This window comes from Lacimicrobium alkaliphilum (assembly GCF_001466725.1).
GTDB lineage: Bacteria > Pseudomonadota > Gammaproteobacteria > Enterobacterales > Alteromonadaceae > Lacimicrobium > Lacimicrobium alkaliphilum_B.
This window is the reverse complement of record NZ_CP013650.1, coordinates 2,260,966-2,276,248: the sequence shown is the minus strand read 5'-3', so window position 1 is coordinate 2,276,248 and position 15,283 is coordinate 2,260,966. Positions and strand designations below refer to the sequence as shown.

Genomic DNA, 15,283 nt, shown 5'->3' with positions numbered 1-15,283 from the left:
AGTACTCAATGAGTCTTTATAACCAGTCACTGGCAGCCATTCCGAACAGGTATGCGTTTCTGGATCGTATCGAGCATGCGATTCAGGCGGATCAGTGCCTGTCGTTGTTGCTGGTTGATGTGGTGCGCTTCTCGGATGTCAGCAGCAGTTTTGGTTACCGCATTGGTGACATTATTCTGGCTGAGGTGGCCAAACGTATCGAGTTGTTGTTTGGCGATCGCTGTCTGCTTGGGCGGATCAGTGGTGATATCTTTGGCTTAATGTTACCCGGCACTCACTCGGAATCTCAGTTACATGGCTTTTACAGCCACCTTATAGAACATTTCAAAACCCCCATCAGTTTCGAAGACAATGCCTTTGTGGCAGATTTTAATGTTGGCGCGGTGTCTAACTTGCCCACCAATACGGATATCAGCCGGGTATTTTCGGCGGCCGAAGCGGCGCTGAAACAAGCCAAGCAGAACAAGTATGATAACTTTCATGTTATTAACCTGGCAGAAAAAGCTGAAACAGGGCGCTCCCTTGCTCTTAAAGCGGATCTTAAGCGGGCCTTTGCCAATGATGAGCTGGAACTGTACTTTCAGCCCAAGGTAGATCTGAATACCCTGAAAATCGTCGGCGCCGAATGCCTGTTGCGCTGGAACCATCCGCTGGACGGTATCATCGTACCGGGTTCATTTATTGAAGCGGCCGAGTCCTATAATATGATGAATGAAGTAGGCTACTGGGTGCTGGAGAGGGCGTTTCAGACTGCCTTTGAATTACAAAGCAGGGGGCTGGATCTGCAGGTGTCCGTCAATATCTCACCCACCCAGCTTTATGACTCCAGATTTGTAAGTAAGGTCAGGCAACTGGCACAGGCCTATCAGGTTGACCTGGGGCAGATTGAACTGGAACTGACTGAGGATGTGGCGTTGTCTAATTCTCTGTTGGTTAAGCGTCAACTGGCCGACATCAAAGCCCTGGGCCTGGATATTGCGGTGGATGATTTCGGTAAGGGTTATTCGAATCTGGCCTATATCCGTGATATCCGGCTCGATACCATCAAAATAGACAAGACCTTTGTGATGGAGCTGGAAAACAATCCGGTCAATAAAGCCATTATTCAGGCCTCGCAGTTAATCGCCGAATCTATCAATTGTCAGGTCATTGCCGAGGGTATCGAAACCGTTGAGCAGTTGCACCTGCTAAGAGAAATGGGCATATTGCGGGGGCAGGGCTTTCTGTTTGCCAGGGCAGTGCCCTTTAATGACCTGATTGAACTCACCCAGACCGATTTGATGGTTGGCACCTCACTGGCCTACCAGGACCGGGTTGGCTGACACAACTGCAGTTATTTCTGCTAAACTTGCACGCCTTGTCGAACCCTCACAATGATCATCCATGAGCAAACAGCAATTGATTGACCAAGGTCAGTTTTTACACCTTAGCCGCACACAGCCCAAACTTTTCTCCCAGCCTCAGACTTTTGAACTGAAAAACGGCACTCAGGTTGTCATTAGTGCCCCCGGTATTATCAGTTTTACGCCGCCACAGCCAAAGGGTAAAGATATCGTACTTTCCTGCGGTGTGCATGGTAACGAAACCGCGCCCATAGAAATTTGTGATGATTTGGTGGTGGCACTGCTGACCGGAAAACTCAGCGCCAGCCATCGCGTGCTTTTCCTGTTTGGCAATCTGCCGGCTATGGACATTGGTGAGCGTTTTGTCGAAGAGAATATGAACCGGCTTTTCAGCGGTGCGCATTCGAAAGGGCCGGGGCTGGTTAATGATGAGCGCAAACGGGCCAAAGCGCTGGAAGATGCCATCCGGCACTTCTATGCCGAAGGTGACGAGCTGGAGCAGAATTACCGTTGCCATTATGATTTACACACCGCAATCCGCGCATCCAAAAATGAAAAATTTGCGGTTTACCCATACCGACATGGTAAACCCTGGAAAACCGGTCAGCTGTGCTTTTTGCTTGCCTGTGGAGTAAATACCATTTTGTTGTCAAACAGTCCGACGACGACCTTCAGTTATTTTTCCTCCAATGAGTTTGATGCCGATGCCTTTACCGTCGAGTTAGGTAAAGTCAGGCCCTTCGGTGAAAATGATATGAGCCGTTTTCTGCAGGTCAGAGAGACCCTCACAGCGCTGATTGCTGAGCCCGAATTAACCCTGCCCGAATACAACGAGGCGGACTTTCATATTTTTACGATCAATCAGGTAATCAATCGCACAAAAGAAGATTTTCGCCTTAATTTTGACGATGATACCCCTAATTTCACTGATTTTCCCGTTGGTTATGTATTGGCTGAAGAGCCCGGGGCAGTCTACAAAGTGGAGCAGCAAGGGGAGGCCATTGTATTTCCCAATGCCAAAGTGGCGCTGGGACAACGGGCGCTGTTAACGGTGGTGCCAACCCTAATCAGTGCCGGGTAAGGCCAGTCAGGGCTGAACGGATAAGGACGCCTGTCGAAGACGCTCAACCAGGCTGCTGTCGGTACTAAGACTGGCAGCCAGCCAGGTGGGTTTGGCCAGTTCGGGGATCATCCAGGCCATAGTCACATGGGCCTGGTTAAGGCCGAACTGTGCCAGCATGCCCTGCTTGGCATCGGGGTCTTCGATAATAAAATCCACTTTGCCCTTAAGTAACAACTCCCAGGAGGCAGTAATATCGGATGTAATCAGTAAAGACTTTCCCTCTTCAAAGCCCTTTTTACGCAGAAACTCAACCGCAACATCTTCTCGCTGTACTGCGGTGACGAAGTTTTTTGCATTTTCAAGGGAGCTGATAGTAGCCTCATTGTTTGATGCCAACCTCAGCAAACCCAGCCGATATTCACCGATTTTTCCAATCCATTGAAATTGTTGCTCCCGCTCGGGTGTGCGGGCCATCGCATAAATCAGGGTGTTGGGCTGTTTGCTGGCCAGGTTAAATGCTCTGGCCCAGGGATAGATATGAAATTCTCCTTCAACCCCGGCACGGGCCAGAATATTACGGACTCTTTGGGTGACGGTACCGGTGACCTTGTTATCTGTCAGAGTCTGCGCAGGTGGTGAGAGTTCAGTGACAATCTGCAGCACGGGCTGTGCGCTCAGGGCAGTAAAGGGCACCAGCAGACCTAGGATAAAAGCAGTACGCAGGGCATTCATGTCCGGTAACAATCTGACCTCTTTAACGGCTGGTATAACAACAAAGATTAGAATAAATTATTAAGCACCACAGAGCCAGCTAGAAAAACTTATGTTTATATTACACCAGCAACTGCAAAAGGATTGCTTTGTTGTGACTGAATTACCCTTATCTCTGGTGCTCTTGATGAATGACAGTCAGTATCCCTGGACTATTCTGGTACCCAGAGCAGAGCAGGCGAAGGAAGTTATTGATCTCAGTACTGAGCAGCAGCAACAACTGTGGTGTGAATCTGCCTGGTTAAGCCGGGCGCTGCAGCAACAGTACCATCCCGATAAACTCAATATCGCCGCGCTGGGCAATATGGTGCCGCAGTTGCACATTCATCATATCGTCCGCTTTAAACAGGATGCCGCCTGGCCTCAGCCTGTGTGGGGGAAGTTTCCACCAGTGCCTTATACAGAGAGTGAGGCAAACAAACAGATTGACGCCATAAAAACACAACTAGAAAACGTTAAGGAAGTAATATGATCATCAGTACAACTCATACCCTGGACAACAAATCCATTGAAGCCTATTTAGGTGTGGTAGTGGGTGAGGCGGTGATGGGCGCCAACCTGTTCAAAGATATTTTCGCCTCTATCCGCGATATTGTGGGCGGGCGCTCCGGCTCATATGAAGACGAGCTGACCCGGGCCCGCAAAATCGCTTTTGCAGAGCTGGAAAACGAGGCCAGACAAATGGGCGCCAACGCCGTAATTGGTGTGGATATTGACTACGAAGTGGTGGGAAAACAAGGCAGTATGCTGATGGTAAGCATCAGCGGTACAGCGGTGAGATATCGGGACTAAGGCCTAGTGATAGTCATCCTCATGCTGGTGCCGGACAGCGAGAATAGTTACCCATTGCTGATTCTCAATTTCAAACAAAGCCACGTAACCAGCGCTACCGAATGGAAAAATGAGTTCTCTTAAGAAGGGGTTGGCTTTCTCTACCTTCCTGCAAGAAAAAGGAAATTCTTCCAGAAAGGATAAAGCTTGTTCAATGATTCTTAGCGCTCTGTGTGCTGTATCAGGATCCCGCTCTACCAGGAATTTATATAGTCGTTCGATATCCTCTCTGGCTTCCAGGGTGAAGCGAATCTGGTAACTCATTATTTCTGCTCAGATCCTTCAAGGATTGAGTGCAGAGAATGTATCACCTCATCTTTTGAGGCGTATTGCCCAGTGGATTTGGCTTTCTCGCCAGCAGCCAGCCCTCGGGCTATAAATTCCTGATTCATCTTTCGACGCACAATTTGCCGCCGCAAGGACTCTTCCACAAAACTGCTCAGGGATTCCCCTTCAAGAAGCACACTTTCCGCATCATTACGTAGTTCGGTTGTGACCCGAAGTGGTGGAATGGTCGCTGATTTCATAGTAAACACACAATGTATTGCATTTGCAATACATTCTAGGCATGTTAATCCTTATCTGCAACTCCCTGTTCAGAGTTTAAGGCAGACTGCAGCAATTATGTTTCATCAAGCGCTTTTGTAGGTCGGGGAAGCGTTGCAAAACCCATTTTGTGTAATTCATTATCAATCTTGCTCAGGTGGAGTTTTCTTGTTATTAGCTTTATCCGCAGAGGGGGCTGAATCCGGCTCTTTTTTCTTATCAGGCATATGATCTTTTAACGACGGCATTTTCATTTTTGCCGAATGCTTCACCATCATAATATTGCCGATAATAAAAAACAGCGGCAGGGCGATATATAGCGCAACTTCCCAGCTCATAAAGTGTTCTCCGGTTCCTTGCTAAGGGGCGCTCTTGCCGCTCAGGGTTGTTCCAGTTGGATATAGCGGCGAATAATCTTATCAAGATGCTCAAGTATAGTTTCTTTACCGGCAATCTCTGAGCATTCTATCAGCTTTTGCAGGGGCGCTTTTTCCAGCAGCCCGGGCAATGCCTCTGAACTCTGCTTGTGGCTGAGATGCCAGGGCTCCGGCGCAACCGCATTCTGGCCATTGTAGGGCTGGTAAAAGCCAAATTTTGCGGCGTGTTTATCCAGCCATTGTGACAGCCCATAACAGGGGCCGCCGGGTTCGTACTCACTGCTGATCAGCTGAAACGGTTGCTCATAATTATGTACTGCTTTGGCATCAAACACATCAAAGTCAGAACCCCAGTGATGACGGCTGGTACCGGGCAGGGCGGAAAAGCGCAATATGGCGAACAGCTTTTCTGACTCGCCGAGCAACTGTGGGTCCAGTGGCTGGTGCTGCTCATCCAGTATCGGCCGCAGGCCATGCCATTTTTCATTCCAGATACGTAACTGGCGGCTGAAACAGCGAAAACTGCTGACCAGATCCAGGCTGACGCCATCTTCTGCGGCAGCCTCGCGCATGACGCTGAGCGCACCGGCTACCTGCTTAAGCAATTTATGCCCGGGCTCGGCCTCGACCAGGTGATCGTCACGCTGGCCGCTAAGTTGCTCGAAATTTAACATAGCAGATTTTCGAGTATGGCTTCGTAAGTCTTGGCCAACAGGTATAAATCGTCAATTTTCACACACTCATTGACCTTATGAATGGTGGCGTTGACCGGGCCAAGCTCAATGACCTGGGCACCGGTGGGGGCAATAAAACGCCCGTCAGAGGTACCGCCTGCGGTAGAAAGCTGGGTTTTCCTGGCGCAGATCGTCTCTATTGCCGCTGTGGTGGCACTGACCAGCTCGCCACTGTCGGTCAGAAACGGCTGGCCGTTAAAGGTCCAGTCCAGGCTGTATTCGAGCTGATGTTTATCCAGAATGGCTCGGGTACGCTCAATCAGTTGCTGATCTGTGACTTCGGTGGAAAAGCGAAAGTTAAACTGAATCTGCATTTCTCCGGGGATAACATTGCCCGCACCGGTACCGGCACTTAAGTTGGATATCTGAAAACTGGTGGGCGGAAAGAACTCATTACCCTGATCCCAGGTCGTTGAAGCCAGCTCTGCCAATGCCGGCGCTGCCTGATGCACCGGGTTACGGGCAAGGTGGGGGTAGGCCACATGGCCCTGAATGCCTTTTACCTGCAAATGGCCGGTTAAGGAGCCGCGGCGTCCATTTTTAACCACATCGCCTAAAAGCTCAGTGCTGGAAGGCTCACCCACGATACACCAGTCGATTTTTTCATTACGGGCTTCCAGGGTATCGATCACCCTTGTAGTGCCGTTGATAAACAGGCCTTCTTCGTCACTGGTAATTAAAAAAGCAATAGAGCCTTTATGCTGTGGGTGTTTGCTGACAAAGTTATGCACCGCAGATAACATTGCCGCCAGGCTGCCTTTCATATCGGCGGCGCCGCGGCCATACAGATAACCCTCTTTTTCCACCGGTTTAAAGGGCGGCGTATGCCATTTATCCAGTGGCCCGGCCGGTACCACATCGGTATGCCCGGCGAAGCACAGCAGCGGCCCGTTGTGATTACGCCGCGCCCACATATTCAGGGTATCTTCAAAGGGCAGCATTTCGATATCAAAACCTAAGGGTTTTAATATCTGAGCCATCATAGCCTGACAACCGGCATCGTCAGGGGTAACAGAATCTTTGCTGATCAGGGCTTTGGCCAGGGCTAACACATCAGTTTGCATTGAACAGGCTCGCGTACTGATCGGCTTTAAAACCCAGATAAGACTTATCCTGATAGCGCAGCAGCGGGCGTTTAATCATGGCGGGCATTGCGATCAGTAGCTCTAGGGTTTCTTGTTTGTTCTGATTTTCAATGGCGACTTTCTGTGCTTCACCAAGCTGGCGGTAGGTGGTGCCCCGTTTATTCACCAGTGCCTCAATGCCAAGCTCGTCAATGCGTTCAGCCAGCCAGGCTGTGTCGAGGCCGTCAGTTCTGTAATCGTGAAAGGTAAAGGGAATATTATGTTGTTCCAGCCATTTGCGGGCTTTTTTGATGGTGTCGCAATTTTTAATACCGTACAGCGTGGTCATAGTCTAATTTGAGTCAGTTTAACGGGCTGTACAGCTTAGCCGATTTTAAACCTGAGTTCGATATAACCGGGCTATAAGCTATGCACAGGCCGATGTTAAATCCACATCCTTCAGCTTAAAAACAATGTCATACAGGGCTCCTCACCGGCCATCAGGCTGTGGTAATGGCCCTGAATATGTTTCAGGCGTGGTAATACCGGCACCAGCACCAGGCATAAAGGACAGGTGCAGCCAAGGCGGAGTTTACGCAGATCAAACTCCATCAACAGTTGCCCCTGGGTAATCTTATCCCCGGCTTTGATATGGGATTTAAAACCTTCAGACATCATCTTATGGCTGTTGAGCCCAACCTGAATTAACAGCTCCAGCCCCTGACGGCTCTTAAGGCGTATTTGTTCTTTAGTGGAACTGACAGACACCACCGTACCGGAAAATGGCGCCAGCACAGTATGACCCGTGGGTGAGATAGCCACGCCGGCACCGAGCAGCCCGCTTGTTACCAGTGCAGAGGGCACCTGTGCCATGGGCTCAACCTTACCGCTTACAGGCGCCGGTACAGGCAAGGTAACCCTGCAGTCTTCGGCGCGCTGGGCAGAAATGGACAAGGAAAAAGGAGGTGGCAGTGTCATAAGTTTACTGTTTGTAAAGATTGGCCCCAGTATAACCGCAGCTGTGAATAGTTTTCTACATATCCACACTATCTGTGGATAACCTTGTTAAGTACTCTTTATAAGTGCTCTAAGTTCATGTTTAAAATGAAGAATAACCCGGTGTACGGTTTTTCCCCAACAGCTGAAAAGTGATCAAAGTTTGTGTGCATATTGGACAAACTTATCGCTGGTTTTTTGTATAATCCAGCCCGCAACTAAGTCGTGCAGGAGAATAAATGGCTGATCTGGAGTTATATGCAGGGCCCAATGCCTTAAAAGCAATTCGCGAGCAGGGATTAAAACAACAGCTGTTTGACTATGCTTTGGGGGCCTCAGGCGGCCCCAAATGGTTTGTGCTGGCCGGGCTTGACCGGGTGGTGTTTTCTGAGTTTTTCACTAATCGTGAAACGCCATTACAGGCCATAGGCTCCTCTGCCGGAGCCTTTCGTTTTGCCTGTTTTGCCCAGCAGAACCCGCTTGCTGCCTTAAACCGGCTGGCAGAATGTTATTCACAGACGGTGTACTCAGATAAACCCGATGCCCGGGAAATTTCCGACAAGGGCAGGGAACTGCTTAATGTTGTGCTGGGAGAGAATGGCATACATGAAATACTGCACAATCCGGCCATTCAGGCCCATTTTATTGTGGCCCGCTGTCGCGGCGCCACTGCGCTGGAGTCTAAGCCTTTTCAGCTTGGCGGCTTACTCGCCAGTGCCGGTGCTAACCTGATAAAACGTAAACATCTTGGTCGTTTTTATCAGCGCTATATTTTTTCGGCCCCTGATGCGCAGCTAAGTATTACTGACCCACACGGTATGCCTAGCTATAGCGTGGCGCTGTCAGAAGCGAACCTTAAGTCCGCATTGCTGGCCTCAGGGTCGATTCCTGTGGTGCTCGAAGGGGTAAAAAACATCCCCGGTGCACCGCCAGGCATGTACCGTGACGGCGGCATCATAGACTACCATTTTGATTTGCAGTTTGGCCCTAAACCCGGGCTGGTGTTTTATCCACATTTTTATAAAAAGCCGGTGCCCGGTTGGTTTGATAAAAACCTTAAATCCCGCATGCCTGGTGCAAAAAGCTATGCCAACACCCTGATGCTGGTGCCCTCGGATAAGTTTGTATCATCACTGCCTTACGGCAAAATTCCGGACCGAAAAGACTTTGAGACTATGACTCCACAGCAACGCATTCCATATTGGCAAAAGGTGATCAGAGAATCTGACCGCCTTGGCGAGGCCTTTATACAGCTGGCACAAGACCCTGATGTGGCGGAGAAAATAAAGCCGCTGGCATTCTAGTCAATCCACAAACCGTGGTGCGGCTTTATTCCAGAGTCAGGCTTTTTCCAGCGCCTGGCTGATATCGGCAATAATGTCATCAATATGTTCGATACCCACTGATATACGCACCATATCCTCACTGGCACCTGCTTTTTTCAGCTCTTGTGCATTGAGCTGACGGTGAGTGGTGGTAGCCGGATGACAAGCCAGGGATTTTGCATCGCCTATATTGACCAGACGCAGGATCATTTGTAATGCATCAATAAAACGTCCGCCTGCATCACGGCCGCCTTTAATGCCAAAGCTGATGATGCCGGACGCTTTGCCACCTGTGACTTTCTGAGCGATGTCGTGATATGGGCTGTCTGGCAGGGCAGCATAGTTTACCCAGGCAACTTTGTTGTGACCTTGCAAAAAAGCGGCAACTTTCTCCGCATTTTCACAATGGCGTTCCATACGCAGTCCCAGCGTTTCCAGCCCCTGCAGTAATAAAAATGCACTATGGGGTGACAGCGCTGAGCCGGTATTGCGCAAAGGGACCACACGGCAGCGCCCTATGTATGCCGCCGCTCCCAGTGCTTCGGTATAAACGACACCATGATAGGAAGGGTCGGGTTCATTGAGCACAGCGAAACGGCTGGCATTGGCTTTCCAGTCAAAGTTTCCTGAGTCAATGATCATCCCCCCGACCGTGGTGCCGTGCCCGCCGATATATTTGGTTAGTGAATGTACGACAATATCTGCGCCAAGATCGAAAGGGCGGCATAAATAAGGCGTCGCCACGGTATTATCGACGATCAGAGGAATGCCATGGCGATGGGCGATCTCTGAAAGTCTGACAATATCAACTACATTACCCGCAGGGTTGCCAATAGATTCACAGAAAATGGCTTTGGTGTTGTCATCGATTGCGGCTTCAAAACCGGCGTAATCATCATGGGAGATCATCCTTACCTCAATGCCTTGTCTGGGAAAGGTATGGGCAAACAGATTATAAGTGCCGCCGTATAACTGGCTGGTGCTAAGAATATTATCACCGGCACTGGCAATGGCCTGAATCGAATAGGTAATGGCGGCCATGCCAGAGGCGACTGCCAACCCGCCGATACCCCCTTCCATCTGCGCTAAACGCTGCTCAAGAACCGCAGTAGTGGGGTTCATAATGCGAGTGTAGATGTTGCCCTGTACCTTAAGGTCAAACAGGTCTGCACCGTGCTGAGTGTCATCAAATGTGTAAGAAGTGGTCTGATAAATGGGAACCGCGGCTGACTTAGTGGTCGGCTCAGATTCATAGCCGTGGTGAAGCGCCAGTGACTCAAGTTTCATAATTGGACTCTCCTGTTATATCCCGTTATTTATCAAAGGATTGTGCCTGAGCGAAAGCTGATTTGGTATGCCGGGCTTAGAACTCTAATAACATTCTTATATCGCTCGGATCGTCAATAGTAAAAAGTACTGGCAGAAACCGGCCAGTTAAGTGAAGCGTTTGTGCAACTGGCGTATAGGATTAAGCCTTTGGCTTTTTAATCAGCAGGAAAATTGCTCGGCTGAGCAATCTGATCTCAGGCCTGATTGGGCTTTCAGATCGCTATTTCCCTGGTTTACAAGGACGAAAAACAATGCGACAGATAACAACAGCAATATTTGGCCTGGTATGGATTGCAGGGTGCACTAATACTCCAGCACCTTCGTCAGCTTCTCCTTCGGCCAGTTCGATTGCGGCTGAGCCGGGACAAATAGATGAAAAGTGGCAGGAGCTTGAACGTTTTCCGCCCCGTTACCCGATTAAAAGAGCGATTCAGGGCAAAGAAGGCTGTCGTCAAACGCTGGAAGTGGTCCGGGTTACCAAAAGGAATTATCAGTCAGCCAATAAAGGTACAGACCCGATTTGAGTTTTGTCTGGAAAGTGAGCCCGGGCAATGCAGCATGGCCAATCTGAAAAACAAAAAGCAGTGCAGTGGAGAGGATATTGTTGCCTCTGTCGGCCAGAAAGTACCCGGCTTACCGTCTGAAGAAAGCTGAATGTGCCTGCTGTTATCAATGGCTTTTGTGATCCTTTAACAAAAACATGCATCGGCGTTATATTGTCTTCAGTACAGACCAAAAATGGAGAACCTGATGCCAGAAGTATGGAACGAAAAAGACGAAAGACAGTACCAGCATATCAAAAAAAGTGAGATCGAACGCGGTGCCAGCAAGGACAAGGCCGAGCGTGTTGCTGCCAGAACCGTTAACCAACAGCGGCGTGAAGAGGGCCGAACGCCCAACAAAACGTCTCAGGGTACGGGTAATCCCAACAAAGAGTATGAACAGAGAACCCGTCGGGAGCTTTACAACCTCGCCAGAGAACGAAATATTAAGGATCGCAGTAAGATGAATAAGGAACAGCTGACTCAGGCTTTAAGGAACAAACAATGACCCTGCGAGTTCGGGAGCAAATCCGGAGCAGGACAGGCACATCGGCTGGTCTTAGGCATTCTGAGTAACGACCCGGAACTGAACTGCTGAGATTAGTTGCTCTGTAAAGTGTTAAAGAAACGATCAGTCTGAGTGGTAGTTTTGTGCAGATAGCAATCGGGAATCAGGGGAGTGGTGCGTCCGAGTAGACTCGAACTACCGACCTCTGCCATGTCAAGGCAGCGCTCTAACCAACTGAGCTACGGACGCACAATAAAAGGCCGTTTTCGGTGATTACCGGAAACGGCGCGTATAATAGCCATGGGGCTTATCCGGTGCAAGTGCTTTTTCGCCCCGGCGGCTTAACTGCTGCAATTCTGTTCAGCGGCTGAGTTTCCGCTGGAGCAGGTAGCGGTCCAGTTTTCGGGCGCTGGTTTGCATGGCTTTCTGGCAATGCCCCAGTGCGTTGCGAATTTTCGGGAATTCCATACTCAGTAATACCAGACCGCTGAGTAAAAATAAGATGGAACCGGGCAGGATGGCAAAAACAACGCCCACCAGAGTGAAGAGCGCGCCTACGGTGATGCGCAGTGTTCTTAACATTATCAATCTCCCGAACCTGGTGAAGAGCGCGCCTACGGTGATGCGCAGTGTTCTTAACATTATCAATCTCCCGAACCTGTTTCAGGTTAAACCTTAGCCAAAGCCTGATCCATATGCACCCTCATAACTGTTACAACTGATGTCAAAACAGACTAAAAAGCACCGCAGAACCCAGCACTGAAATCATGCGTAATCAACTCCTTATGATATAATGCCGCCCACTTTGAATAACATAAAGTTGCCGATGTTACCCCGAGTCGACGCCCTGTCATCAGTTGAAAAAAACTATCTGGACTATCTGAAGGCACTGCCAGCGGCAGGCTTTAGTGGTGATATTGAAACCAGTTATGCCAGCCGGCTGGCCGTGGCAACGGATAACTCGGTGTATCAGAAACTGCCACAGGCGGTGGTATTTCCCCGCAGTGTCGAGGATCTGCAGTGTATTGGCCAGTTGGCTGAGTTGCATGGGGATGTGCGCTTTTCGGCCCGCGGCGGCGGTACCGGTACCAATGGTCAGTCTCTGACCTCCGGGATTGTGGTGGATCTGTCGCGGTATATGAACCGCATTCTGGATTTTAATGCCGAACAGGGCTGGGTAAAGGTTGAGGCCGGCGTGGTCAAAGACCAGTTAAATGACTTTCTGCGCCCGCACGGGTTCTTTTTTGCACCGGATCTTTCCACCAGTAACCGCGCCACCATTGGCGGTATGATCAATACCGATGCCTCAGGGCAGGGCTCACTGGTGTACGGTAAAACCAGTGATCATGTGCTCTCCCTCCGATCTGTGCTGGCTGATGGCAGCCTGCTGGACACTCACCCCATACCCATTGAACAGGCCAGAGAACAGGCTAATCAGAACACGCCTGTTGGCAAAGTGGTTAAACAGGTACTACAGAGCTGTGAGCAAAAACGTGAGCAGATCCTGGCTAAATTCCCGCGTCTGAACCGTTTTCTGACTGGCTACGATCTTGAGCATGTGTTTGATGAGTCGATGCAGCACTTTGACCTTAGCCGCGTTATCACAGGCTCTGAAGGTTCGCTGGCCTTTGTGGCAGAGGCTAAACTCAATGTAACACCTATTGCCAGGTACAAGACCCTGGTAAACGTAAAATATGACTCCTTTGAATCGGCCCTGCGCCATGCACCAGAAATGGTAGCCGCACAGGCCACGTCGGTTGAAACCGTCGATAGTAAAGTCCTTAATCTTGCCAGAGAGGATATTATCTGGCATTCGGTCAGCGAACTGATCGAGGATGTGCCGAATAAGACACTGCTGGGCCTGAATATGGTGGAGTACAACAGCGAAGATGCTGATGATATGGACGCCAAGGTGGAAAACCTGTGTGCCCGTCTGGATCACTGTATTGAAGACGGCGGGGCCGGGGTGATTGGCTATCAGCTTACCGATGACGTTTCCCATATTAATAAAATCTATGCCATGCGAAAAAAGGCCGTGGGCCTGTTGGGTAAAACCAAAGGTGAACAAAAGCCGGTGGCCTTTGCCGAGGATACCGCGGTGCCACCGGAGAAGCTGGCAGATTTTATTATGGAGTTCCGCGCACTGCTTGACAGCAAGGGCCTTAATTACGGCATGTTCGGCCATGTGGATGCCGGCGTGTTGCATGTGCGCCCGGCACTGGATCTCTGTGACCCACAGCAGGAAAACCTGATGCAGGAAATTTCCGATCAGGTGGTGGCCCTGGTGGCCAAATATGGCGGCCTGATGTGGGGTGAGCACGGCAAGGGTTATCGCAGTGAATACGGCCCGGCGTTTTTTGGTGAAGAATTATTTACTGAGCTGCGGCACATTAAAGGCGCCTTTGATCCCTTAAATAAAATGAACCCGGGTAAAATCTGCACGCCTTTTGGCTCTGAAGAATCTCTGGTCAGGGTAGGGGATACCAAGCGTGGCAGCTATGACAGACAAATCCCGGTTGCAGTGCGCGAGGCGTTTGAACCGGCCATGAGTTGTAACGGTAATGGTCTGTGTTTTAATTATGACACCACCTCACCCATGTGTCCGTCGAGTAAGATCACCCGCGACCGGCGCCATAGCCCAAAAGGCCGGGCCGGTCTGATGCGCGAATGGCTGCGCTTGTTGTCGAATCAGGGCAGTGATATCAATCAGTTGGAGCAATCGCAGGTAACGCCATCTTTATGGAAGCGTCTGCGAAACAGTGGTGATAAATCGCAAAATGACGACTTCTCTCATCAGGTGATGGAGGCCATGGACGGCTGTCTGGCCTGTAAAGCCTGTGCCAGTCAGTGCCCGGTGAATGTCGATGTGCCGGGGTTTCGTGCCCGCTTTTTAAGTCTGTATTACAGTCGTTATGCCAGACCCATGAAAGATTATCTGGTGGCTAATATCGAAAAGATGGCGCCGCTGCTGGCGAGAATGCCTGCACTGGTAAATGGCATTATGGGCCTTAAACCGGTCAAAGGGCTGCTTAAAACCCGTATCGGCTATGTGGATGCACCGGTGTTATCCACACCAGTGCTGACCCGACGTATTCCTGCCGCCACAAAATTTGATCTGCCAGCCCTGCAGCGTTTAAGTGAGGATGAGCGTCAGCACTATGTGCTGATTGTGCAGGATCCTTTTACCAGTTTTTATGAAGCCGAAGTGGTGGCCGATTTGGTTAAACTGGCGGAGAAACTGGGGCTGAAACCTGTGGTCTTGCCCTTTAAACCTAATGGTAAGCCGCAGCATGTTAAGGGGTTTTTGAAGGAGTTTGCCGCCACTGCGAGAAGTTCTGCGGAATTCCTCAACCAGGTAAATCAGCTTGGCATTCCCCTGGTGGGCATCGATCCCTCCCTGGTGCTCTGTTACCGTGATGAATACAGCAAGGTTCTTGGCAAAGAGCGGGGCGATTTTGAGGTATTGCTGGTGCATGAATGGTTGCAGCGTCTTGAGCTTCCCAAAGTGAAACAAAAGGCAGAGACTGACTACGCACTGTTTGCCCATTGCACAGAGAAAACGGCGCTGCCCGGTGCAGAGAAACAATGGCAACAACTGTTTGCCAGTGCTGGAATAAAGCTGACTCCGGTGTCGGTGGGCTGTTGTGGTATGGCCGGTACTTATGGCCATGAAACAGCGCATCTCGAACATTCTGTGGGTATTTTTAATCTGAGCTGGCAGCAGGCGATAAATGAATATCAGCCGCACCAGGTGCTGGCTACAGGCTATTCATGCCGTAGCCAAACCGCTAGAATAGAGGGCTTTAAACCTAAGCATCCGCTACAGGCCCTGCTAGCAGTAATTGAGGAATAAT

General features: G+C 50.1%; 18 protein-coding genes and 1 tRNA gene. 8 read left to right on the top strand and 11 right to left on the bottom strand.

Features of this window, described 5'->3' with window-relative positions; all coding sequences use genetic code 11:
* The first annotated feature begins 8 nt into the window (after window positions 1-8).
* Together AT746_RS10410 and astE are read left to right on the top strand one after the other, a co-directional pair.
* Window positions 9-1,322: a putative bifunctional diguanylate cyclase/phosphodiesterase gene (locus AT746_RS10410; protein WP_062480047.1), complete on the top strand. Its 1,314-nt coding sequence runs from the start codon at window positions 9-11 to the stop codon at window positions 1,320-1,322.
* Window positions 1,323-1,383: 61 nt separating this feature from the next.
* Window positions 1,384-2,424, top strand: coding sequence for a succinylglutamate desuccinylase (astE, locus tag AT746_RS10405; RefSeq protein WP_062480045.1), 1,041 nt, complete (start codon window positions 1,384-1,386; stop codon window positions 2,422-2,424).
* 6 nt (window positions 2,425-2,430) lie between these two features.
* Here the strand turns inward: astE and AT746_RS10400 are convergent, their stop codons facing one another.
* On the bottom strand, window positions 2,431-3,150 hold the full coding sequence (locus AT746_RS10400) for a substrate-binding periplasmic protein (protein WP_156413672.1): 720 nt from the start codon (window positions 3,148-3,150) through the stop codon (window positions 2,431-2,433).
* 100 nt (window positions 3,151-3,250) lie between these two features.
* Between AT746_RS10400 and AT746_RS10395 the strand changes: the two genes are divergently transcribed.
* Window positions 3,251-3,649 (top strand): HIT domain-containing protein, encoded by a 399-nt coding sequence (locus AT746_RS10395; protein ID WP_420480313.1) that lies wholly within the window; start codon window positions 3,251-3,253, stop codon window positions 3,647-3,649.
* Window positions 3,646-3,969 carry a heavy metal-binding domain-containing protein gene (locus AT746_RS10390; protein WP_062480039.1) on the top strand — a complete coding sequence of 108 codons (324 nt, stop codon included), beginning with the start codon at window positions 3,646-3,648 and terminating at the stop codon, window positions 3,967-3,969. The genes AT746_RS10395 and AT746_RS10390 overlap by 4 nt, the downstream gene beginning before the upstream one ends.
* A 3-nt stretch (window positions 3,970-3,972) precedes the next feature.
* On the opposite strand, the gene AT746_RS10385 is transcribed toward AT746_RS10390, so the two are convergent.
* The 7 genes from AT746_RS10385 to AT746_RS10355 form a co-directional block, all read right to left on the bottom strand.
* Complete coding sequence (locus AT746_RS10385; RefSeq protein WP_062480037.1) at window positions 3,973-4,272, bottom strand: type II toxin-antitoxin system RelE/ParE family toxin; 300 nt, start codon at window positions 4,270-4,272, stop codon at window positions 3,973-3,975.
* Complete coding sequence (locus tag AT746_RS10380; protein ID WP_062480035.1) at window positions 4,272-4,535, bottom strand: YlcI/YnfO family protein; 264 nt, start codon at window positions 4,533-4,535, stop codon at window positions 4,272-4,274. The genes AT746_RS10385 and AT746_RS10380 overlap by 1 nt, the downstream gene beginning before the upstream one ends.
* A gap of 162 nt (window positions 4,536-4,697) precedes the next feature.
* Window positions 4,698-4,892 carry a DUF2897 family protein gene (locus tag AT746_RS10375; protein WP_062480033.1) on the bottom strand — a complete coding sequence of 65 codons (195 nt, stop codon included), beginning with the start codon at window positions 4,890-4,892 and terminating at the stop codon, window positions 4,698-4,700.
* Window positions 4,893-4,933: 41 nt separating this feature from the next.
* The gene (locus AT746_RS10370; RefSeq protein WP_062480030.1) at window positions 4,934-5,605 is read right to left on the bottom strand and encodes a M15 family metallopeptidase; all 672 of its coding nucleotides are present in this window, start codon (window positions 5,603-5,605) and stop codon (window positions 4,934-4,936) included.
* The gene (dapE, locus tag AT746_RS10365) at window positions 5,599-6,729 is read right to left on the bottom strand and encodes a succinyl-diaminopimelate desuccinylase (RefSeq protein ID WP_062480028.1); all 1,131 of its coding nucleotides are present in this window, start codon (window positions 6,727-6,729) and stop codon (window positions 5,599-5,601) included. Before dapE ends, AT746_RS10370 begins: the two co-directional genes overlap by 7 nt.
* Window positions 6,719-7,078 (bottom strand): ArsC family reductase, encoded by a 360-nt coding sequence (locus AT746_RS10360; RefSeq protein WP_062480026.1) that lies wholly within the window; start codon window positions 7,076-7,078, stop codon window positions 6,719-6,721. Before AT746_RS10360 ends, dapE begins: the two co-directional genes overlap by 11 nt.
* 110 nt (window positions 7,079-7,188) lie before the next feature.
* Entirely contained in the window at window positions 7,189-7,707 is a 519-nt protein-coding gene (locus AT746_RS10355) for a PTS sugar transporter subunit IIA (protein WP_082633230.1), read from the bottom strand.
* A 257-nt stretch (window positions 7,708-7,964) separates the two neighbouring features.
* Between AT746_RS10355 and AT746_RS10345 the strand changes: the two genes are divergently transcribed.
* Complete coding sequence (locus AT746_RS10345) at window positions 7,965-9,029, top strand: hypothetical protein (protein ID WP_062480019.1); 1,065 nt, start codon at window positions 7,965-7,967, stop codon at window positions 9,027-9,029.
* A 36-nt stretch (window positions 9,030-9,065) separates the two neighbouring features.
* Here the strand turns inward: AT746_RS10345 and AT746_RS10340 are convergent, their stop codons facing one another.
* A complete protein-coding gene (locus AT746_RS10340) occupies window positions 9,066-10,337 on the bottom strand; it encodes an O-acetylhomoserine aminocarboxypropyltransferase/cysteine synthase family protein (protein WP_062480017.1) in 1,272 nt (423 codons plus the stop codon).
* 293 nt (window positions 10,338-10,630) lie between these two features.
* Between AT746_RS10340 and AT746_RS10335 the strand changes: the two genes are divergently transcribed.
* Entirely contained in the window at window positions 10,631-10,903 is a 273-nt protein-coding gene (locus AT746_RS10335) for a hypothetical protein (protein ID WP_062480015.1), read from the top strand.
* 226 nt (window positions 10,904-11,129) lie between these two features.
* A complete protein-coding gene (locus tag AT746_RS10330) occupies window positions 11,130-11,429 on the top strand; it encodes a hypothetical protein (RefSeq protein ID WP_062480013.1) in 300 nt (99 codons plus the stop codon).
* Between the two features lie 172 nt (window positions 11,430-11,601).
* Here AT746_RS10330 and AT746_RS10325 read toward each other — a convergent pair.
* Window positions 11,602-11,678: transfer RNA gene (locus AT746_RS10325), tRNA-Val, on the bottom strand.
* Window positions 11,679-11,789: 111 nt separating this feature from the next.
* A complete protein-coding gene (locus tag AT746_RS10320; RefSeq protein ID WP_062480011.1) occupies window positions 11,790-12,011 on the bottom strand; it encodes a tellurium resistance protein TerC in 222 nt (73 codons plus the stop codon).
* Window positions 12,012-12,255: 244 nt separating this feature from the next.
* Between AT746_RS10320 and AT746_RS10315 the strand changes: the two genes are divergently transcribed.
* Window positions 12,256-15,282: an FAD-binding and (Fe-S)-binding domain-containing protein gene (locus AT746_RS10315; protein ID WP_156413671.1), complete on the top strand. Its 3,027-nt coding sequence runs from the start codon at window positions 12,256-12,258 to the stop codon at window positions 15,280-15,282.
* Window position 15,283 lies beyond the last annotated feature (1 nt).

What these genes read in the sequence shown, in the direction of transcription:
- AT746_RS10320 (WP_062480011.1), bottom strand. Translation starts at nt 12,011, where the DNA reads ATGTTAAGAACACTGCGCATCACCGTAGGCGCGCTCTTCACTCTGGTG.
- AT746_RS10355 (WP_082633230.1), bottom strand. Translation starts at nt 7,707, where the DNA reads ATGACACTGCCACCTCCTTTTTCCTTGTCCATTTCTGCCCAGCGCGCC.
- AT746_RS10360 (WP_062480026.1), bottom strand. Translation starts at nt 7,078, where the DNA reads ATGACCACGCTGTACGGTATTAAAAATTGCGACACCATCAAAAAAGCC.
- AT746_RS10335 (WP_062480015.1), top strand. Translation starts at nt 10,631, where the DNA reads ATGCGACAGATAACAACAGCAATATTTGGCCTGGTATGGATTGCAGGG.
- AT746_RS10370 (WP_062480030.1), bottom strand. Translation starts at nt 5,605, where the DNA reads ATGTTAAATTTCGAGCAACTTAGCGGCCAGCGTGACGATCACCTGGTC.
- AT746_RS10380 (WP_062480035.1), bottom strand. Translation starts at nt 4,535, where the DNA reads ATGAAATCAGCGACCATTCCACCACTTCGGGTCACAACCGAACTACGT.
- AT746_RS10375 (WP_062480033.1), bottom strand. Translation starts at nt 4,892, where the DNA reads ATGAGCTGGGAAGTTGCGCTATATATCGCCCTGCCGCTGTTTTTTATT.
- dapE (WP_062480028.1), bottom strand. Translation starts at nt 6,729, where the DNA reads ATGCAAACTGATGTGTTAGCCCTGGCCAAAGCCCTGATCAGCAAAGAT.
- astE (WP_062480045.1), top strand. Translation starts at nt 1,384, where the DNA reads ATGAGCAAACAGCAATTGATTGACCAAGGTCAGTTTTTACACCTTAGC.
- AT746_RS10390 (WP_062480039.1), top strand. Translation starts at nt 3,646, where the DNA reads ATGATCATCAGTACAACTCATACCCTGGACAACAAATCCATTGAAGCC.
- AT746_RS10410 (WP_062480047.1), top strand. Translation starts at nt 9, where the DNA reads ATGAGTCTTTATAACCAGTCACTGGCAGCCATTCCGAACAGGTATGCG.
- AT746_RS10330 (WP_062480013.1), top strand. Translation starts at nt 11,130, where the DNA reads ATGCCAGAAGTATGGAACGAAAAAGACGAAAGACAGTACCAGCATATC.
- AT746_RS10385 (WP_062480037.1), bottom strand. Translation starts at nt 4,272, where the DNA reads ATGAGTTACCAGATTCGCTTCACCCTGGAAGCCAGAGAGGATATCGAA.
- AT746_RS10345 (WP_062480019.1), top strand. Translation starts at nt 7,965, where the DNA reads ATGGCTGATCTGGAGTTATATGCAGGGCCCAATGCCTTAAAAGCAATT.
- AT746_RS10315 (WP_156413671.1), top strand. Translation starts at nt 12,256, where the DNA reads ATGTTACCCCGAGTCGACGCCCTGTCATCAGTTGAAAAAAACTATCTG.
- AT746_RS10340 (WP_062480017.1), bottom strand. Translation starts at nt 10,337, where the DNA reads ATGAAACTTGAGTCACTGGCGCTTCACCACGGCTATGAATCTGAGCCG.